This window comes from Sessilibacter sp. MAH3 (genome assembly GCF_054658275.1).
In genome coordinates this window covers 41,864-61,703 of record NZ_BAAGIE010000013.1, presented here as the reverse complement: position 1 = coordinate 61,703, position 19,840 = coordinate 41,864, and the positions used below count along the sequence as shown (strand labels likewise).

Annotated in this window: 23 protein-coding genes; 19 read left to right on the top strand and 4 right to left on the bottom strand. The window is 41.4% G+C overall.

What is annotated here, in order from left to right; all coding sequences use genetic code 11:
- The first annotated feature begins 33 nt into the window (after window positions 1–33).
- The 10 genes from ACYQ2C_RS09855 to ACYQ2C_RS09810 all read left to right on the top strand — a co-directional run bounded on the left by ACYQ2C_RS09855 (window position 34) and on the right by ACYQ2C_RS09810 (window position 7,663).
- Entirely contained in the window at window positions 34–573 is a 540-nt protein-coding gene (locus ACYQ2C_RS09855) for a YceD family protein (RefSeq protein WP_460101995.1), read from the top strand.
- 53 nt (window positions 574–626) lie between these two features.
- Window positions 627–809: a 50S ribosomal protein L32 gene (rpmF, locus tag ACYQ2C_RS09850; RefSeq protein ID WP_460101993.1), complete on the top strand. Its 183-nt coding sequence runs from the start codon at window positions 627–629 to the stop codon at window positions 807–809.
- A complete protein-coding gene (plsX, locus tag ACYQ2C_RS09845) occupies window positions 810–1,799 on the top strand; it encodes a phosphate acyltransferase PlsX (protein ID WP_460101991.1) in 990 nt (329 codons plus the stop codon).
- Between the two features lie 74 nt (window positions 1,800–1,873).
- Window positions 1,874–2,818 (top strand): ACP S-malonyltransferase, encoded by a 945-nt coding sequence (gene fabD / locus ACYQ2C_RS09840; protein ID WP_460101989.1) that lies wholly within the window; start codon window positions 1,874–1,876, stop codon window positions 2,816–2,818.
- A 61-nt stretch (window positions 2,819–2,879) separates the two neighbouring features.
- Window positions 2,880–3,623: a 3-oxoacyl-ACP reductase FabG gene (gene fabG / locus ACYQ2C_RS09835; protein WP_460101987.1), complete on the top strand. Its 744-nt coding sequence runs from the start codon at window positions 2,880–2,882 to the stop codon at window positions 3,621–3,623.
- Window positions 3,624–3,804: 181 nt separating this feature from the next.
- Window positions 3,805–4,041, top strand: a complete 237-nt coding sequence (gene acpP / locus ACYQ2C_RS09830) for an acyl carrier protein (protein WP_233090530.1) — start codon at window positions 3,805–3,807, stop codon at window positions 4,039–4,041.
- A gap of 174 nt (window positions 4,042–4,215) precedes the next feature.
- On the top strand, window positions 4,216–5,457 hold the full coding sequence (gene fabF / locus ACYQ2C_RS09825; RefSeq protein WP_460101985.1) for a beta-ketoacyl-ACP synthase II: 1,242 nt from the start codon (window positions 4,216–4,218) through the stop codon (window positions 5,455–5,457).
- A gap of 95 nt (window positions 5,458–5,552) precedes the next feature.
- On the top strand, window positions 5,553–6,587 hold the full coding sequence (mltG, locus tag ACYQ2C_RS09820) for an endolytic transglycosylase MltG (RefSeq protein ID WP_460047890.1): 1,035 nt from the start codon (window positions 5,553–5,555) through the stop codon (window positions 6,585–6,587).
- A gap of 12 nt (window positions 6,588–6,599) precedes the next feature.
- Entirely contained in the window at window positions 6,600–7,271 is a 672-nt protein-coding gene (gene tmk / locus ACYQ2C_RS09815) for a dTMP kinase (RefSeq protein ID WP_460101983.1), read from the top strand.
- Between the two features lie 14 nt (window positions 7,272–7,285).
- Window positions 7,286–7,663, top strand: coding sequence for a VanZ family protein (locus tag ACYQ2C_RS09810; RefSeq protein WP_460101981.1), 378 nt, complete (start codon window positions 7,286–7,288; stop codon window positions 7,661–7,663).
- A gap of 105 nt (window positions 7,664–7,768) precedes the next feature.
- Here the strand turns inward: ACYQ2C_RS09810 and ACYQ2C_RS09805 are convergent, their stop codons facing one another.
- Window positions 7,769–8,398 (bottom strand): pseudouridine synthase, encoded by a 630-nt coding sequence (locus ACYQ2C_RS09805; RefSeq protein ID WP_460047894.1) that lies wholly within the window; start codon window positions 8,396–8,398, stop codon window positions 7,769–7,771.
- Between ACYQ2C_RS09805 and holB the strand changes: the two genes are divergently transcribed.
- The 3 genes from holB (at window position 8,372) to ACYQ2C_RS09790 (ending at window position 10,962) form a co-directional block, all read left to right on the top strand.
- On the top strand, window positions 8,372–9,499 hold the full coding sequence (gene holB / locus ACYQ2C_RS09800) for a DNA polymerase III subunit delta' (RefSeq protein WP_460115674.1): 1,128 nt from the start codon (window positions 8,372–8,374) through the stop codon (window positions 9,497–9,499). The two genes, ACYQ2C_RS09805 and holB, sit on opposite strands and share 27 nt — an antisense overlap.
- A gap of 179 nt (window positions 9,500–9,678) precedes the next feature.
- Window positions 9,679–10,023 (top strand): PilZ domain-containing protein, encoded by a 345-nt coding sequence (locus ACYQ2C_RS09795; RefSeq protein ID WP_460047896.1) that lies wholly within the window; start codon window positions 9,679–9,681, stop codon window positions 10,021–10,023.
- 162 nt (window positions 10,024–10,185) lie between these two features.
- Window positions 10,186–10,962, top strand: a complete 777-nt coding sequence (locus ACYQ2C_RS09790) for a TatD family hydrolase (protein ID WP_460101976.1) — start codon at window positions 10,186–10,188, stop codon at window positions 10,960–10,962.
- A gap of 61 nt (window positions 10,963–11,023) precedes the next feature.
- Here ACYQ2C_RS09790 and ACYQ2C_RS09785 read toward each other — a convergent pair whose 3' ends face one another.
- Both ACYQ2C_RS09785 and ACYQ2C_RS09780 read right to left on the bottom strand, forming a co-directional pair.
- Entirely contained in the window at window positions 11,024–12,100 is a 1,077-nt protein-coding gene (locus ACYQ2C_RS09785) for an MJ1255/VC2487 family glycosyltransferase (protein WP_460101974.1), read from the bottom strand.
- A gap of 127 nt (window positions 12,101–12,227) precedes the next feature.
- Entirely contained in the window at window positions 12,228–12,740 is a 513-nt protein-coding gene (locus tag ACYQ2C_RS09780) for a phosphatase PAP2 family protein (RefSeq protein WP_460047899.1), read from the bottom strand.
- 218 nt (window positions 12,741–12,958) lie between these two features.
- On the opposite strand from ACYQ2C_RS09780, the gene ACYQ2C_RS09775 reads away from it, so the two are divergent.
- From ACYQ2C_RS09775 to ACYQ2C_RS09750, 6 genes are all read left to right on the top strand, one after another.
- Window positions 12,959–13,597, top strand: a complete 639-nt coding sequence (locus ACYQ2C_RS09775) for a dUTP diphosphatase (RefSeq protein ID WP_460047901.1) — start codon at window positions 12,959–12,961, stop codon at window positions 13,595–13,597.
- A 195-nt stretch (window positions 13,598–13,792) separates the two neighbouring features.
- A complete protein-coding gene (locus tag ACYQ2C_RS09770; RefSeq protein ID WP_460101971.1) occupies window positions 13,793–14,773 on the top strand; it encodes a malate dehydrogenase in 981 nt (326 codons plus the stop codon).
- Between the two features lie 102 nt (window positions 14,774–14,875).
- Window positions 14,876–15,349, top strand: coding sequence for a thioredoxin-dependent thiol peroxidase (bcp, locus tag ACYQ2C_RS09765; protein WP_460101969.1), 474 nt, complete (start codon window positions 14,876–14,878; stop codon window positions 15,347–15,349).
- Between the two features lie 691 nt (window positions 15,350–16,040).
- Complete coding sequence (locus tag ACYQ2C_RS09760; protein WP_460047905.1) at window positions 16,041–17,009, top strand: helix-turn-helix domain-containing protein; 969 nt, start codon at window positions 16,041–16,043, stop codon at window positions 17,007–17,009.
- 193 nt (window positions 17,010–17,202) lie between these two features.
- Window positions 17,203–17,541 (top strand): preprotein translocase subunit YajC, encoded by a 339-nt coding sequence (gene yajC / locus ACYQ2C_RS09755; protein ID WP_460047907.1) that lies wholly within the window; start codon window positions 17,203–17,205, stop codon window positions 17,539–17,541.
- Window positions 17,542–17,633: 92 nt separating this feature from the next.
- Window positions 17,634–18,629 carry a D-cysteine desulfhydrase family protein gene (locus ACYQ2C_RS09750; protein WP_460047909.1) on the top strand — a complete coding sequence of 332 codons (996 nt, stop codon included), beginning with the start codon at window positions 17,634–17,636 and terminating at the stop codon, window positions 18,627–18,629.
- A gap of 327 nt (window positions 18,630–18,956) precedes the next feature.
- On the opposite strand, the gene ACYQ2C_RS09745 is transcribed toward ACYQ2C_RS09750, so the two are convergent.
- Window positions 18,957–19,739 (bottom strand): sulfite exporter TauE/SafE family protein, encoded by a 783-nt coding sequence (locus ACYQ2C_RS09745; protein WP_460047911.1) that lies wholly within the window; start codon window positions 19,737–19,739, stop codon window positions 18,957–18,959.
- Window positions 19,740–19,840 lie beyond the last annotated feature (101 nt).

Genomic DNA, 19,840 nt, shown 5'->3' with positions numbered 1-19,840 from the left:
AGTCAACAGCAGTATACATAGAATTGCGCGCCTATGAATGAGCGCACCATCCGAAATTCAATACCACGCTTTATTGATGCTAGAAAACTGGCTCAAAAAGATGCTGTTATTGAAGGTAATGTGATTATCAACAGCCTAGATCGCTTATCTGAGCTGGCACATAATCAGTCAGATGTTATTACAGTAACATTTGCTTTTGATATTGATGATCACGGTTATATTGTGATTCAGGGTGAGATCAAGTCAGAAATTGCTCTGACTTGTCAACGTTGTTTAGAGCCAATGATATTTCCGATAGATACATCGGTAAATATTGCGGTAGTTCGCGATCAAGAAGCCGCTAAACAATTACCGAAATCACTAGATCCTTGGATTGTTGAAAGTGAAAGTGCTGATCTATATGAACTGATTGAAGAAGAAATTCTTCTTGAGGTACCAATAGCGCCTTTTCATGAACATCAGTGCATTCCAGAAAATTTGTTTTCTTCTGGTGAAAAACCGAAAGAAATCCCAAAAACTAATCCATTTAGCGTTTTGGAGCAATTAAAGGGCTCGTCGAGTAAGTCAGACTAATGTCTGTTCTAAAGGCGCCCCAGCTTCAATCGAAAATTTTAGGAGCTTAAAAAATGGCAGTTCAACAAAACAAAAAAACCCGTTCACGTCGTGGCATGCGTCGCTCTCATGATGCTTTAACTGGCCCAACTCTTTCAATCGACGGCACTTCTGGTGAAAAACACTTGCGTCACCATGTGAGCGCAGACGGTTTCTACCGTGGCAAGAAAGTAATTAGCACAGGTAACGAAGAGTAGTTGATATCGTCAATTACTATCGCTATTGATGCGATGGGTGGAGATCAAGGTCTCCACTCAACAATTCCAGCTTGTATAGATTATGCAAGTGAACATCCTTCCGATACATTATTGATTTTCTCGTCCGAGAATATTAATCATCAAAATCTTCCCAGCAATATCCAAGTTATCAAAGCTAACAGCTCTGTATTGATGACAGAAAGTGCCGCATATGCTTTGAGACATCGATCTGATTCAACGATGGCCGGGGCCTTAAACGCTGTTGCTGAGGGACGAGCCCAAATTTGTCTCAGTTCCGGTAATACTGCCGCATTAATGGCGCTTGGGTATCATATTCTGGGTACTTACGAAGGTCTTCGTAGGCCAGCGATATGTAAGCCGATTCCAACCTTAAATAAACACAGTTACATGCTCGATTTGGGCGCCAATGTGCGAGCCGATCCTCATCAGTTACTAGAGTTTGCTCGTCTTGGCAGCGGTTTGGCAAAACTGCTCGATGACAATGCTTCACCTAAGGTTGCGCTGCTGAATATTGGTACTGAAGAGCAAAAAGGGAATCAGTTAATTCATCAAGCGAATGAGCTGCTCTCTGAGTGTCCGGACATTAACTATGTTGGTTATATTGAAGGCGATTCCATATACAGCGGAACGGTTGACGTTATTGTTTGCGACGGATTTGTCGGCAACGTTGCCCTTAAGGTGAGTGAAGGTGTTGCCAAGCTGGCTTTGTCTCAATTGAAATCGTCGTTTAAATCTAGCTTCTATGGTCGTGCACTTGGCCAATTTGCCCGGCCATTGTTGCGAAAATGGCGTACACAATTCGACCCTGCTCGCTATAATGGCGCCTGTTTTCTGGGCCTCAACGGTGCGGTGATAAAAAGTCATGGGTCCGCAGACGCGCAGAGTTTTCGGTTTGCTATTGAAATGGCTTCGGATTTTGCCAAGAAGCAAACCACTAGCAGGCTTCAACGTTATTTTCAGGACAGTTAGTTCTTTGTGTATTTCATTAATTTGGCTGAGCTGAAAATAGATAAGTATCTATTTAATTATAAAAGAGAATTTTTATGACTATGCCGAACTTGGCATTTATTTTCCCCGGCCAAGGTGCTCAATCTGTGGGTATGATGGCTGAGCTTGCCAGTGAGTATCCCATCGTTAAAGAAACCTTCGCGCAGGCGTCGGCGGTATTAGGTTACGATCTATGGTCTCTTTCCCAAAATGACGAGACCGGGCAAATCAACATGACCGAAATTACTCAGCCGTTATTGTTAACGGCCAGTGTTGCCGCTTGGCGAGTATGGTCAAGCATCACTGAGGCGCGTCCGGCGTTTTTATCTGGACACAGTCTGGGCGAGTGGTCGGCTCTAGTTTGCTCTGGTGTGGTTAGTTTTGAAGACGCAGTTAATTTAGTAAGGCTGCGTGGCAAATACATGCAAGAAGCCGTACCTGCGGGTGTTGGCGCTATGGCAGCTGTTATAGCGCTTGATGATGAGTCGGTAATGAAGGCCTGTGAGACAGCTGCAGAAGATCAATTTGTTGCTCCGGTTAACTATAACGCTCCAGGTCAAGTTGTAATAGCTGGGCATAAAGAAGCGGTGGACCGAGCCATAGTGGCGTGTAAGGCATCTGGTGCTAAAAAAGCCATGCCGTTGGCCGTAAGCGCTCCTTTCCATACCATATTAATGAAGCCTGCTGCTACAAAGTTGGCTGAAGAGATAAAGCAAGTTACTTTCAATTCGCCAGAGATTCCAGTTATTCACAATGTCTCCGCTGCGCAAGAAAGTGATCCTGAGTCGATCAAAAATTTAATGATTCAGCAGATATATTTACCGGTTCGCTGGGTTGATTGTGTCAAAGCTTTATCGGCAAGTGGTGTTCAACAGGCCGTTGAGTGCGGTCCTGGTAAAGTGCTTAGCGGTATGATCAAACGCATTGACAAAAGCATACAGTGTTTCCAATCAGAGACTCCTGATGCAATTTCAGAAGCGGTTGAGGCCGTCAACGCTTAATTTTAAAAGCTGGGTGTATACCTGGTTTTGAAAGTTTACTCGCAATTAGGTTGAAGAATTTATGTCATTAGAAGGTAAGGTCGCGATAGTAACTGGCGCGTCGCGAGGTATCGGCGCGGCAATCGCAAAGAAGCTTGGTAAATCTGGGGCAACTGTTATTGGTACTGCAACCAGTGAAAATGGCGCCTCGGCTATCACAGACTACTTAAAAGCAGAAGGTATTTCTGGTCAGGGTTATGTGCTTGATGTAAGTGATGCCGAATCGGTACAGACGTTCTTAGAGTCTGTAAGCAAAGATTGGTCTGCGCCTTTAATATTGATCAACAACGCAGGTATTACCAAAGATAATTTGTTAATACGCATGAGCGATGATCAATGGTTTGATGTTATCAACACCAACTTGAATTCAATGTACCGACTTTCTAAGGGCGTTTTGCGTTCAATGATGAAAGCTCGCTGGGGACGCATTGTTAATGTTGCTTCGGTGGTTGGTTCGATGGGCAACGCTGGTCAGACTAACTATGCCGCTACAAAAGCGGGCGTAGCAGGTTTTGCGCGTTCTTTGGCAAAAGAAGTTGGCTCTCGTGGCATTACGGTGAATACTGTTGCCCCAGGATTTATTGATACTGATATGACACGGGCTTTGACCGACGAGCAAAAAGCCCCTATGTTGGCAGCTATTCCACTTGCCCGTTTGGGTGAGCCAGAAGAAATTGCCTCTGTGGTCGACTTTCTTGTAAGCGACGGCGCAGCATACGTTACCGGCGAAACTTTACATGTAAACGGCGGTATGTATATGGCGTAAGGACTTTATTAGTCTTTAGCGCTTAATAACGAGAATTTTTTCACATCTTGCATTCACAAATTTATTGTTATGCATGTACAATGCGGCCTCGTGTTTGGCCGCGACAATATAACAGGTCGTAACCGCAGGAAACGGACGGCGGCTCAACCGAATTTATACCGACTAGGAGTTAAAAAACCTTATGAGCAGCATTGAAGAACGCGTTAAGAAAATCGTTGCCGAGCAACTTGGTGTTAAAGAAGAAGAAGTAAAAACTGAAGCATCTTTCGTAGAAGACCTTGGTGCCGATTCTCTTGATACCGTTGAGCTGGTAATGGCTCTTGAAGAGGAATTCGAAACCGAAATTCCTGATGAAGAAGCCGAGAAAATCACCACCGTACAATTAGCAATCGACTACATTAACGCTAACTTGGCGTAATTTTTACTCGATTGTTACATCGTTGCTAAAGCCGTACTATCTACTTAGTGCGGCTTTTGTTTTATATGCGTTATAAATTTTTTCGGAATTGGTAAAGCTTTATTATTGCAATACATGTTTAAATCAATTCGGAATTTCTATGTTTGCTAGAGTTTTTGTTTTCGGGAGGCAATCGTGACCCGCAGAAGAGTTGTTGTGACCGGATTGGGCATGGTTAGTCCAGTCGGCAACACCGTCGCCGAGTCTTGGACGAACATTAAAAATGGTGTGAGTGGTGCGAGAACCATCGATACCTTCGATATCTCTCCATTTACCACCCAGTTTAGCTGTTCGGTCAAAAATCTTGACCTTGATCCATACTTGACACCCAAAGAAGCGAAAAAAATAGATGCTTTTGTTCAGTATGGAATGGCAGCTGGCATTCAAGCGATGTCAGACTCTGGTTTAGAAGTCTCTGAAGAACTTGCACCGAGAATGGGTGCTGTAATTGGTTCTGGCATTGGTGGCCTTCAAGACATTGAAAATGTCACATTAACCATCGAAAACAAAGGTCCTAAGCGAGTTAGTCCTTTTTTCGTTCCAGGTTCTATCACCAATATGATCTCGGGCAACCTATCGATTCGATACGGTTTTAAAGGTCCGAATTTGGCGGTAGTGACAGCTTGTACTACAGGAACTCACGCCATTGGTTTAGCTGCGCGTTCAATCATTCATGACGAATGTGATGTGATGTTGGCTGGTGGTGCTGAAATGGCAACGACTCGCGTGGGTTTAGCTGGTTTCAGTGCAGTTAGAGCCTTATCGACCCGCAACGACGCTCCAGAGCTTGCCAGCCGTCCTTGGGATATTAACCGTGATGGTTTTGTTTTGGGGGATGGTGCTGGGATTGTTGTACTGGAAGAATACGAACATGCTAAGGCGCGTGGCGCGACTATTTATGCCGAGCTTTTAGGCTTTGGTATGAGTGGTGATGCGTACCATATTACTTCTCCTCCAGAAGATGGTGCTGGCGGTGCCTTGGCAATGAAGAACGCTCTCCGAGATGCCAAAATTAATCCTGAGCAGGTTGATTACATCAATGCTCACGGTACTTCGACACCAATCGGTGATTTGGCGGAAATTCGTGGTGTGAAGTCCTTGTTTGGCGATCACCAAAGTAAGTTAGCTATAAGTTCTACCAAGTCGATGACGGGTCACCTTCTCGGTGCTGCTGGAGCTGTTGAAGCTATTTTTACCGTTTTGGCCTTAAAAGATCAGGTTCTTCCACCTACTATTAACTTGGACAATCCAGAGCCTGAAGTTCAAGGCCTAAATCTGGTTCCTCACGAAGCTCAATCTTCGGAAATCAGTGTAGCGTTATCAAACTCCTTTGGATTTGGTGGAACCAACGGTACTTTAGTATTTGGAAAAGTTTGAGATCCAGATGCTTGCGAGAATCTCTGATCGTTGTATCTTAGCCATGTTACGCAATTAATTTGCTTTGATTGGCAGAGATTCTGGATACCGTTTAGATGCTTAAAAAAATCGCACTCACTCTATTATTGATTTCGATCACTGGGGCAGGTGCGATTTTTTTTGCTTGGCAATCTCTTGTTACTTGGGCTCACAGCCCATTGTCTCTCTCGTTCGATGACTTTGTGATCGAACGTGGTCAGAACCTGACTCAAATTTCCAAAAGACTTCTTAGTGGTGAACCTCGTTGGAAGCAACGGGCGGCAGTGTTTTATGCCTCTCGACTGGGATTGACTCGTATTAAGTCAGGTGAGTACCAAATTTCGAATACAGAGACTTGGCACCAACTTCTTGAGAAGTGGGTTCTCGGCCAAGTTGTTGTGCGTCAGGTCACCTTGGTTGAAGGTTGGACGATTAACCAAGCACTTGAACAACTCCATAAGCAAGAAAGGCTCGTACAAACACTTTCATCGATAAAATCTGCCGAGCTGTTGGCTAAGCTGCCCAAAGACAATAACTTTCCAGAAGGGTGGTTTTTTGCCGATACCTATTCGTATCAATCCGGCGATAGCGATTTAGATATTTTAGAACGTGCCCATCTACGAATGATTCGCGAGCTGGATGATTCATGGCAAAAAAGAGCTGACAACCTTCCATTGGCTTCGCCATACGAAGGGCTTATTCTAGCCTCCATTGTTGAGAAAGAGACCGGTGTCAAAAGTGAGCGACCCAGAATTGCCGGTGTTTTTATCGAACGATTACGTCGCGGAATGAGATTGCAGACCGATCCTACCGTCATCTATGGTTTGGGTGAAAGTTATCAAGGTAATCTTACTCGCACTCATCTGCGCCAGGCCACCGACTACAATACCTATGTCATTAGCGGTTTACCGCCTACGCCGATCGCGTTGGTTGGTAAAGAGTCTTTAGACGCCGTTTTTCAGCCGCTTGAAGAAGATTATTTGTATTTCGTAGCGAAAGGCGACGGCAGTCATTATTTCTCTAAAACATTAGAAGAGCATAACGATGCCGTGCGCCGCTATCAAATTGAAAAACGTGCCCAGAATTATCAATCCAGTCCTTCATCACAGTGAGTATTTAAACTTGTGACTGAGTCATTTATTTCCGAACTCCAGCCAAAGCGCGGTAAATTCATCACTTTCGAAGGCGGTGAGGGTGGTGGTAAATCAACCAATATCCAATTTGCTAAAGACTATTTAGCGGAGCAAGGCATCGATTTACTACTAACTCGTGAGCCAGGTGGTACACCTTTAGCCGAAGAAATTCGGGGATTGCTCCTTGCTAATCGTGAAGAGTCTGTTGATGAAATGACCGAGCTGTTACTGGTTTTCGCCGCCAGAGCTCAACATCTCAACCGAGTAATTCTACCGGCACTGGAAAGAGGTCAATGGGTGTTGTGTGATCGCTTTACCGACGCTACCTACGCATATCAGGGGGCAGGTAGAGGGCTGTCTATTCATGGAATACAAACATTAGAATCACTCGTTCAGCGAGAGCTTCGGCCCGATTTAACTTTGTTGTTTGATTTGGATGTGAACATTGGCGCAGAAAGAGCTCGTGGAAGAGGCGCATTGGATCGTTTCGAAAATCAAGAGATGGCGTTCTTTGAGCGTGTGCGCGACATGTATTTGAAGCGCTCCGTCAGTGAATCGTATTATCGAATTATCGATGCAGGTCGATCGCTCCCAGAAGTTCAAGAATCGGTAAAAGCTTGCCTGCAAACTTGTCTTTTTGATAAAAAACCGTCAGTGATTTGAGGGTATAAATATTGTTGGCTGTTTTTCTAAGGTCTCAATTTTTCGTATTAATTGCATTCTACCTATACATGGGTGTGATTAACGTTGCAGGAACGTCTCTCGCCAGTATTAACGATCTATTCATGCATGCTGCTGGTTATTGTGTTTCGGTTTTTTCGGCATTTTTAGCGTATGGTTTGTTGCGCGAGTTTTGGAAGGTCGTCTGCTCAATTTGGATCTTCTCAATTGGTGTAGAGATCATTCAATTTGTCTTGCCGTGGCGGACTTTCGATTGGTTCGACATACTGGCAAACCTCGGCGGGCTCCTGGTTGGATTTACCATTATTCAATTAACCAAACCGCTCTTTTTACCCTATTTGGCAAGACTACACGCTAAAGCAAAAAGCTTTTAATGCTGCTTGGGTTTCTGTGAGTCATGTTAAATAAAACCGTTCGATAAAACAGAAGCGGCTTTTGAAGCGTTGTAAATTAATTCAAAAGGTACAGGGAGTCGAACTTTAAAACGGCGCACGGCAGGTAAGGGTAATCCAACCGGGATATACCGGATGTTTAAATTGAATGCGCTGTGCATGCAACAGCAATCTATCACTTTGCGCTCTACTGGATTCCGTTCCATAAAGACTGTCGCCTAAAATAGGATGGCCTAAAAATTCTGTGTGCACTCTCAATTGATGGGAGCGACCCGTTACTGGTTTTAGCAGCAGTCGGCTTTGGTTTTTGGTTTTATTTTGTTCTAATCGATGGTATTCGGTCAGGGCGTGTTTGCCGTCACTGTGAATCATTTGTTTGGGTCGGTTAGGCCAGTCGCAGATAAGCGGTTGCTCTACAAATCCATGCTCTAATTCGACACAACCTTCAACCACCGCAATGTATTCTTTGTGAATCTCTCGATCTTGAAACGATCTGGCCAGCTTGCTTAAGGACGTTTGATTTTGTGGCAATATAACTAGACCCGATGTTGCCATATCAAGTCGGTGAACAACTCGGCTGTTCGGGTGAGTTTTCAACATTCTATTGATCAAACAGTCTTGTTTTTCCGGTCCTTTTCCAGGTACTGTCAGCAAGTTTGCTGGTTTATTAACCACCAGTAAGTGTGGATCTTGGAAAACAATTTCTATTGGCGGCATGGGAGCAATCGTAAGTTTTTTGAAATTAATGACGCTATCGCGTTAAATGGCGGGCGAATACTGATAGGTTTTAACCGATCCGACAAGCATCCACGTGTATTTTTAAGTTTTTGTGTGAATATGAGTGCTCAATCTGAAACAGAATCATTGTTAACTTATCCCTACCCATGGCATCAAGCCGTCTGGCAAAAACTGGAAAAGAGCATGGCATCCGATAAGTTGGTTCACGCAATTCTGGTTGCAGGTCCAGCTGGTATTGGTAAACAAGCCTTGGTGACTGCATTGGCGCACCGCCTTTTGTGTACCAACTCTGAAAATGGAAGTGTGTGCGGTGTTTGCAAGGGTTGCCAGTTAAACGCGGCGCAGACTCACCCCGATTTAAAGTTTGTTATGCCTGAAGAAAAAGGTAAGGCAATAAAAATCGAGCAAGTACGGGAATTAAATGAATTCTTCTCTAAAACCGCTCAACAGCTTGGCAAGAAAATCGCCATACTTGGCCCGGTAGAAAATTTAAATTTAAACTCAGCCAATGCATTACTCAAAACATTAGAAGAACCAACATCTAACTCTCATTTATTGTTATTTAGTCATCAACTTAGTGGTGTTCTTGCAACTATTCGCAGTCGAACGCAATTATTGTCCATGCCTATGCCGACAGAGCAAGAAAGTGTTGGCTGGCTAGAAACAATGACTGATTTAAATGCTCTAGAGTTGCTCGAATTTTCCGGTGGCGCTCCTTTACGAGCGTTAGAATATTGTGATGTTACTATACTGGACGAACATAAAAAGATGGTCAGTTTGGTTTCACAGGTATATGACGGCGCAATTTCACCGCTCCTAGCCGCAGCACAATTACAAAAGCAAGATTTGCAATCGGTATTAACCTGTCTTCTTAATAATCTCGACTCTAAAGTCAGATCTGTTTTTTTGGGTGGGAATGAAGTTGATCCTCGTCTTACATGGTCGCTTCAAAAAATGTATGGCTTGAGGGACATTGTTATAGGTCTCGCTCACCAAATTACTAATGGGGCTAATCCTAATAAACAATTGGCGCTTGAAGAGATTTTTTATTCTTATGCTCAATGTGGTGTTAATCGATAAGTGGTCGAATGACGGAGTCAATTTCCTATCCGTTAGAAATTGATCTATAGTTGAGCAAAGCAATACCAGTTCAAAAGATTGACATTAGATTTTGATCATTTTAACAATATCTAATATTCTTAAGCGCTTGTTTACATTCAGTGCTTATCGATTCGAATTCAACAACTTGGCAGATATATATGGGTAGTGGTGCGCGTAACGGGATATTGTCTCTAACCATCAAAGATAAAGCAGTTCTTTACGCGGCGTACATGCCCTACGTACAAAATGGTGGCTTATTCATTCCAACACCAAAACCCTTTAATTTGGGTGATGAAGTGTTCATGTTATTGAATTTAATGGATGAACCCGAAAAAATACCCGTGGCCGGAAAAGTCATCTGGATTACGCCAAAAGGTGCACAAGGCAATCGTGCAGCAGGAATTGGTGTTCAGTTTAATGACCAAGACGACGCCGCTAACCGAAAAATAGAAACCTATTTAGCCGGCGCTTTAGAGTCTGATCGAATGACGCACACAATGTGATCTGTTTAGAGATCTGTTTGAGTTTGTTACTGCTGTTACTCCCTTCTTTTAATAAATTAATTTGTTTCAGATCTTGTTCTTTTAGATAATAAGGTCGTTGCTATTTTTTGAATAAGCAATCCCTTATTTTCAAACTTTTAATTATCCTCATAGTTTTAGTTCATGTTAATTGATTCCCACTGCCATCTTGATCGATTAAATCTAGCCCCTTACGGCGGCGATTTATCGAAAGCCATTGCCGCTGCCGTTGATCGCGGCATTACTGAAATGCTGTGCATTTCGATCAGCTTGCAAAACAGAGCAGATGTTTTAGCGATTGCAGAGCAATACGACAGTATTTGGGCGTCTACCGGTGTTCATCCATTAGACGTGCAGTCAGGTGTTGCTTCAGTAGAAGATTTGGTCCAGTGGACTCGTCATCCCAAGGTGGTCGCTGTTGGCGAAACGGGTTTAGATTACTACTACGACACAGAAACCAAAGCGCTACAACAGGAAAGCTTTGCTATTCACCTGCAAGCTGCTGGTCAAGAAAATATCCCTGTTGTTGTACACACGCGTTGCGCGCAAGAAGATACTCTTAACTTAATTAAAGCTCATGGTAATCTCGAAAGTGCTGGCGTATTGCATTGTTTTACAGAGACTTGGGATATGGCTTCAAAAGCCATTGATCTGAATTATTACATCTCGATTTCTGGGATTGTTACCTTCAAAAATGCCGACGATTTACGCGATGTCGTTAAAAAAATTCCCCTCGATCGATTGTTGGTTGAAACCGACTCTCCTTATCTAGCACCAATTCCATACCGTGGTAAAAAGAACGAGCCTAAGTATTTAAAAGAGGTGGCAGAATACATCGCTGAACTTAGAGGTGTTTCGTTTGAAGAGTTGTCTTCGATAACGTCTGAAAATTTTAAACGTCTTTTCTCAAAGACTGCTTAATCGAGACAACCTGAGCCAACAAATACGTATTAAGCAGATCTAATAAATAGTTGTATCGAATCTAAAATTGCAATGAATACCTAGTGGCAAAGTTCGTTAAATCCGGTGATTGAACACTCTCCCATAAAGATTTTACCAGAGCGGCTCTGGTTTCTACTGTCCATTCACCTTCAGAAATCCACTCAACGATTTTCGCCGCAACGTTTGGATATTTAATTTGTAAATTAGGCTGATTACTTAACCATTTACTGATCACATCGGTATTGAGCTTTTCCATAACACTTCCTAAGCCCAAAACTTTTAAGGCTTCTGCGTTAGAAAGCTGCTCCATTTGCCCGTGTAATGGTTTAACCAGTACTTTTTTACCGAGCTCAAGCGCTTCACTCACTAATTCAAATCCAGCATTACAAATTACGGCATTAGCTGACTTTAAATCGGACTTAAATCCCTCTCGGCTCAGTGGCCTTAAATGAAGGTTTCCATCATCAATTATGGAGTCAAATTCGCCGTAAAAATAAAACTCATAGTCAGAAATAGGCCTGAGAGTATCGATTACTTTTTGTTGATCTTCAAAACCTAGATATACCAAAACTTTATTCTCGGCGACGGGTGTATCTGAGTTTGGAATGTCTGCAATGGGGGGCAAAATCGGGTAACCAAAGTGATGCCAATGGAGGCCTAAACCAATTTTTGCGGGCGCAAAATTACGCATAATTCCCTTAGTGAAGAGGTTTTCGCCTTTTTTGGGAATATTAAAATCAAACGCATATTGATGGCCGACGCCAATAACGGGTTTGTTGTTACGCTTGCCTGACCATGCCGTTATAGGCTCAAAATCCGTTAGAATTAGATCATAGTCGTCAAGATTTATCGTTTTAATATCTCTTACTAACTGACGGATACGATTTTTTTTAACAGTGGCAATAGGGTCTATTTTTCCAGATTTATGAACAAATGTTAGACCATCCAAACATTGCCAATTATTGAAGGGTTGCATATCGAAATATTTATTTCGATCACGTCCGCTGAACAGATAATCTACTTCAATGTTTGGAAAACTCGAAAACGCTGCTGATAGCGCTCTGGCGCGGGTGATGTGCCCATTACCGGTGCCTTGCACACCGTAGAGAATCTTCATCAATAAACCTTATATTGTACTTAAGAGAACTTTATCGCTGTGGTTGTTTTCGATTCATTCTTTGAACGTTAATCGAGAACCAGCTGGCCAAAGAGTTTCCATTGATAAACTTTGGCGGAAATTTACATTAAAACGCGTTAAGAACAAGTAGCGAGCACGCACTTCCTAGTGATGCGCCAGCGACAATATCTGTTGGGAAATGCACACCGAGCATGACTCTTGATAATCCAACGGTACTGGCCCAGCAAAGTAGCAGATAATAAACAGCAGGAAAAAGGCTTCCTAAAAGAAGGGCCATCATAAAGGCTGCTGACGTGTGCCCCGAAGGAAAGCTAAATTGGTCTGACGGAATTACAAGGGATTGAAAGTTGGGTAGGGCTTGTGGTGGGCGATTACGTTTGAATCGATTCTTCAAAAAGTAGTAGGTCGAGCGTTCTATAGCAAAGGCTGCAAATACCTTTGGTAAAAAGTTGACATAACCATAGACTGCCATAAACATAGCCGCGATTGCATAAAGCTGGCCGTCGGCGGATTTAGAAACCCATCGACTTGCTTTAGAAATGCTTCGGTAATATTTAAAATTATGGCAACGTTCGAAGGTTGCTACATCAAAAGCATGAATGTTTTGCAATAGTTTCATCAGTTTCTTCCCTAAGCTGGAAATACTCTAAAACTGAGTTATTACATTTTAATGAGCAAATTGTGGAATTATGATGACATTATGATCAGTCCGATTTCATATTTAATTTGCTCTTAGGTTTATTAGTAAATCGTTAAGGAACCTCTGATTAACTCATGGATGAGTTAATCAGAGGTTCCTTAAGTTAAATTTTCTTTAATTATTAGGTCCTGCTGTTCATGAATAAAACCCAAGTGGCAGAAATGCTCAACTTACAAAATCAGATCAATACAAAAGTTCATGAGGATTGGCGTAACCAACGTTTTGAATGGTACCGTGCAGTTTGGGTGGAGTGTGCCGAATTGCTGGATCATTACGGGTGGAAATGGTGGAAAAAACAGACTCCAGATATCAAGCAGGTTCAGTTAGAGCTGATTGATATCTGGCACTTTGGTTTAAGCATGGTGCTTGAATCACATTCGGATACAAATTCCGCAGCAGATTATGTTGTGAATGAATTTCAGAACGCTTCTACTATCCAATCGATCGACTCTGATTTTAAGACTCTACTTGAGAAATTTACAGGGCAGGTTTTGGTTGAAAAAACGTTTAATTTTGGTTTATTTCTTCAATTACTGAATTTAGCAGAACTCGATTTTGCTGAACTCTATAGAACCTATGTCGGTAAGAACGTATTGAATCGTTTTCGCCAAGATAATGGATACCAAGATGGCAGTTACCAAAAAACTTGGAAAGGCCGTGAAGATAATGAATGGCTACAGGATATTTTGGAAGAATTAAAACAAGAAGAGTGCGTTAATGGCGTATTTTCGGAGGTTTTATACCAAAGATTGGTCGATACCTATTCTAGACTTTAGTAGCAATATAGTCCGAAACTATGTGATAAATTGCAGGAAAAGTATCGGTTTGGGTGAAATTTTGTTCAATTCTAACAAAATTGAATAAAGCCCAATCTTTTACAGGTGAAAATTACCGCCAAATACCTATAATTGGCGCACCTCTTCAACAGCCGCAAGCGGTTGTCAACTTCAAAACATGAATGGAGAAATACAGTGAAATCACCAGTACGTGTCGCCGTAACCGGCGCAGCGGGCCAAATTAGTTATTCACTTTTATTTAGAATTGCAGCTGGGGAAATGCTTGGTCCAGATCAACCTGTGATTTTACAAATGTTGGAAATTACTCCAGCGTTAGGCGCTCTTAAAGGCGTTGCAATGGAGCTTGATGACTGTGCATTCCCATTACTTGCCGGTATGGTATGCACTGACGATGCCAATGTTGCATTTAAAGATGCAGATTTTGCTTTGTTAGTAGGTGCTCGTCCTCGTGGTCCAGGTATGGAGCGTAAAGATCTTCTTGAAGCAAACGCTGCTATTTTCTCTGCTCAAGGCAAAGCGTTAAACGACAACGCTTCACGTGGCGTTAAAGTTCTTGTTGTTGGTAACCCAGCAAACACTAATGCTTTAATTGCTCAACGTAATGCGCCAGACCTTAACCCGCGTCAGTTCACCGCAATGACTCGCCTAGATCACAACCGTGCTCTAACTCAGCTTGCTCAAAAAACTGGCAAATCCATCAACGATGTTAAAAACTTGGTAATCTGGGGCAACCACTCTTCAACTCAGTACCCAGACATTCACCAAACCACCGTTGACGGCACCGATGCAATGTCTTTGATCGACCAAGCATGGTATGAAGCCGACTTTATCCCAACCGTACAAAAACGCGGTGCAGCAATTATTGATGCTCGTGGTGCTTCTTCTGCTGCATCTGCTGCAAACGCTGCAATTTTCCATATGCGCGATTGGGCTCTTGGTTCTGTAGAAGGCGATTGGGTTTCTATGGGCGTTTATAGCGATGGTAGCTATGGCATTGACGAAGGTTTGATCTACTCATTCCCTTGTGTATGTAAAGATGGCGATTGGACTATTGTTCAAGGTGTTGAACTTAATGAGTTCTCTGTCGCGAAAATGAAAGCGACTGAAGATGAACTTAAAGAAGAGCGTGATGCAGTAGCTCACTTACTTCCTTAATAGTTATCTTAATTAGCTTCTCAAAAAGGCTCAGCATTTGCTGGGCCTTTTTTGTTTGTTACGATTGAGTTATCGAATTGAAATTTGAACAAAGAGAATAAGATGACATATCCTAAAATCGGCAATTTGGCCCCAGTATTTAGCTTACAGAATCAACGAGGCGAAGAAGTTTCTTTAAAACAATTTCGTGGCGAAAAATGGGTTGTGGTTTATTTTTATCCAAAGGCATCAACGCCGGGATGTACCACCCAAGCTTGTGGACTTAGAGATATTCAAGTCGAACTTGCAGCGCGAGATGTTGTAGTGCTTGGTTTAAGCCCTGATCCTGTTTCGCGATTGGAAAAATTTGCCGATAAACAATCGTTAAATTTTGATTTGTTGGCCGATGAAGATCATCAGATTGCAGAAAAATATGGCGTATGGCAGCTCAAAAATTTTATGGGTAAAGAATTTATGGGTATTGTTCGTACAACGTTTATTATCGATAGTGAAGGTCGTTTGGTAAAAGTATTGGATAAATTCAAAACAAATAACCACCACGAAGTACTGTTAGAGGTGTTGTCTCAACTTCAATAGCTATTTATCTATTGTTGAAAGTCATTGAGGATGCTGGTTCTTATTTTTGAGTAAGTATCAGCATTAAATAGAATTTTTGTTCTCCCTTCCGCTGTTTTCTCCATTTTATTTTGTGAATTTTGTAGCAAATATAATTTTCTAAATTGGTATTACCCACTTTTAGTAATCTTTATAAATTCCTGTTCTTCCTGATTTTTTAATTAATAACGAAATAAATTTATATCCAAATACCGGGTATTATTTAGAGGTTTTATCCTCAATGTTATGCAATTTTTAAAATGCATTTGTCCTGCAAAAACATCAAAAACGGCTATGGTTAAATTATCTATTTCACAATAAAAAATGATCTTATGGGTTTTAGTTTTAAGCGTTGGCGCCTAATTTTGCATCAACTGTTTGAAGTTGCAGCTATTTGTAAAAATCTAATATTCATAAAATGAATTATAATAACACCCTGCTAATAACTATCTCTTTTTGATATATTCATCCTAATAAATTGACCTTAATTAGAATTGATATAATCATTAGCATGAATCTAATTAAGGTTGTGTCTAGCTTTTGGGTCAAATACAACAAAATTTATAGCGATTGCTCTTGCTCACATACTTTTCTAATAGAGAATAAATGTGTTTATTTTTCAGTCTATAATGCTTCAGTGCTTAGCAGTTAAACATGGTGGGAGAGGGTACCTTTGAAAAATACTGGTATCGAACTGAGTTCTCCAGATCTTCTTGTCGACTTAGATCGCTATAACTTTTCTAGTTTTGTAGACCGCTTGCGGTGCTTTGTTGAATTATTAACGCTTCCACCCTCAACGCTACGTTCATTACTGCGTTCGTATATTGAAGCCGGTGCAAGAATGTTTGAGTGTGAGAACGGTTTCATTGGTCAAAGAATCGGTGGGGTTGTCCGAATCATCGCCTGTGAATCTGACATCACCAATTTGTTCGAAGGGCAGTTAATGCAAGTTAACGACCCATTTATCTCTGCAGTTCTCGATTCAGAAGGTTCATGCCCCATTCAAAGTGATAGATTTGTCACAAATGCCGCTCACAAGGTGTCTTATAATGGAAGCAGTGTTCAAAAGTTAATTACCGAGAATCTTATTGTTCACGGTGAATTCTTTGGGATGATTTGTTTTTTCTCCACACAAAAATCCCGAAAATACAACATCGAAGATCTAGAATCCATTAGCTTGATGGCAAAAGGAGTAGCCAAAATGATTGAAGAACAAACTTCACTTCGTGAGCAAAAGTCTGAAGAAGACAGTTTTTCCACTCCCGGAGTTAAACATTTTGACGACTATCTTCTTGAAGCACGTTTACCTGAGGCCTACGGTGTTGCAGGTAAAGTAGTTGAAGTTCTGAAAACCCGAGTTGGTAAATCTCCTTTAGGGATTGGTGATGTTGCCGGAGAGCTTGGCCTTTCAAAACGGACTCTGCAACGTCGTCTCCAGCAGCAAGAAATAAGCTTTGCCGAGTTGCGAGACAAGGTTCGATTCCATTACTCAATCGATTTCCTAATTGAGCAGAATGCGAGTATTGACAGCATATCTACCGCATTAGATTTCTCTGATCGTACCAGTTTTACAAACGCGTTTAAGCGTTGGACTGGATTGTCTCCGAGTACATTTCGTAAGTTATTCAGAGATTATGCCTAGTTGCATATAAAACTTCTGATGTCTGGCAGCTTATCTTTTAGTGATTGTTAGAAGACGGGCTGTTTCAGAGCATGAGTTGTTCCCACTTCTATAGCCTATTTATTAACCATACCGTATTTCAATTTGCCTTGGTTTTCAGGAAAAGTTACATTACTGCTCCATTTTAATAATGTAGATTTAGTGAGTCGTTTTAATGAGCTTTTTCTTTCCTTCAGCCTTCGCGCAGTCACAAACCGCACCTGGTGAGCCGAATCAATTTATAACTTTGGCCATGTTTGGCGGAATGTTTTTGTTGATGTATTTATTCATCATCCGCCCTCAACGTAAACGTCAAAAAGAACATAAAGATCTTATCTCTTCTTTAAGTAAAGGTGATGAGGTTGTTATGGGTAGCGGCCTGTTAGCTAAAATTGTCAAGGTAGACGAGGAGTATATTACCGTCGAAGCCGCAGACAATGTTCAACTTCGCTTTCAAAGAGCCTTTGTTCACGCAGTATTGCCTAAGGGTACAATCAAGAAAGTTTCTGGTTAATTTCCTTAGTTTTTAGCGGATTCTCATGGAGTCCGCTCCCTTCTTTCTATCACGCTTATTACTCTTTCAAATCAGATAATGGATATCTTTCCATGTTCGATCAATTCCCAGAAAAAATAAATTTAGCCAATACACCAACTCCGTTGGTCTTTCTCGAAAAACTGAGCAAAAAAATCGGTGGTCCAAATATTTGGTTGAAAAGGGACGATTTTACGGGAAGTTTTTTAACTGGAAATAAAGTTAGGAAGCTCGAATACATCGTTGCTAGAGCGCTAAAGGAGGGATCTAGCGCGTTAATAACTTGTGGTGGTATTCAGTCTAACCATTGTCGAGCAACAGCTCTTGTTTGTGCTCAATTAGGCTTGGAAGCTCACTTGGTTTTAAGAAAAGAAAATTCCTTAGAGATTGATGGCAATTATTTTCTTGATAATTTGGCCGGAGCCAAGATTCACCTCTACAGCCCACAAGAGTACTTTTCAAATCTGGAGAATATTTTCGTAGAAATAAAAAATACGTTAAAAACTCAAGGAAAGCATTCTTATTCGATACCAACCGGAGCTAGTGATGGTGTCGGTATATGGGGTTATGTTGAGTGTGTTAAAGAGCTAAAAGCCGATTTCGAGCTTCACGGTATTAATCCTGAGTATATCGTCTGCGCTACAGGGTCAGGTGGTACCCAATCAGGTTTAAGTTTAGGCTCTCATTTACTTGGTGTAGAAGCGCAGACAATTGGATATGCCGTTTGTGATGACGCCAATTATTTTAATAAAAAAGCACGAAAAGATATCGAACAGTGCAATGCGCTTTATGATCTTGGTGTGTCAGTTAACACAGTTACAATCAAAACAATTGACGATTATATTGGTCCAGGTTACGCAAAAGGTTATCCCGAGCTTTATACATTTATTAAAGAAATCTGTCGGCTAGAGGGAATTGTTTTAGATCCGGTATATACGGGGAAAGCATTTTACGGTTTAGTAAATGATATTAATTCTGGACGTTATCAAGGCGTTAAAGATATTGTCTTTATTCATACCGGTGGCGTCTACGGATTGTTTCCTTTTAGGAATGATTTTCATTTTGTATAAATAGCAGCGTCATTTATCGAAATGTGGTTTCGTTGAAAAAGAAAAATATTCGCTTAATGCTTATGTTCGTACAATTTTATCGAGTAAATTTAAAAAATTTTACTGCTGGTAAAAATTACTGTTAAAGCGTATTTATTTACTGACTGAGCAGTTTAAATAACAAAACCCGTTGGCGAGACTGCTTTTAAAATTTCGGCCTGATCTAAAAAAATATTATTTTAAACATAAAGTCCAAAACTAATTGAAATTAGGAGGGTAATAAATAAAATCCCTCCTAACTTAGTTTTGTTGCTGAAATGACTTTAGTATTAAGTTTTTATTTAGAGGCTAGAAAAAGGCGAACTTAATACCAAGCCCCAGTAAAATAGACGCTAATACAGGTTGGAGAATTTTGTTGGGAAGCTTCGCACCGATTTTAGTACCCAAGTGTATGGCTGGGATTGATCCGATCAATAAGCAACCCAAAAGATAAAAATCTACGTTGCCCAGAAATACCAGATGTCCTAGGCCTGCAATAAAAGTTAGAGGTACAGCATGCGCAATATCAGTTCCGACAACTTTAACAGCACTGAGACGTGGGTACAGCACAAGTAATAATGCGGCACAAAAAGCCCCAGCACCTACTGATGATAAGGTTACAAATACTCCGAGTAGGAATCCGGCAATTACTGTAACTGTTGTGGAGTGTTTGGTGGTCCAGCGTTGATACTCTGTATTGGTTTGAGCTTGGTTTGTGAGTTTTCCTTTAAATAGAAGTACCGCTGAAGTCAGTATCAGCATAATTCCTAAGCTAGTTGTTAAAAGATGCTCGTATTCAGATGCGTTAGAGAATATGGTATCAAGCAAGAAAGTTGTTGCGATTGAGGCAGGAATACTGCCCGATGCCAATAAGAACACCAATTTCCAATTAACAGTGCCTTGGCGTTTGTGTGCCCAAGCTCCACTGGCTTTTGTTATCGACGCGTATAAAAGGTCTGTACCGATTGCAACATTGAATGGAAATCCAAAAAGCAACAATAATGGTGTCATAATAGAGCCACCACCAACGCCGGTTATGCCTATCGCTAATCCGACCGCTGCGCCGGCTAATATGAATTGAAATATTTCCATTTTTTGAGCTAATTAGAAGGAATGTGAAGTATTTGTGTAAAAATTCTGTCAGGGGTGGCAAATATATAGGTTAATAACTATTCTGGAAAAGAATATTTGTT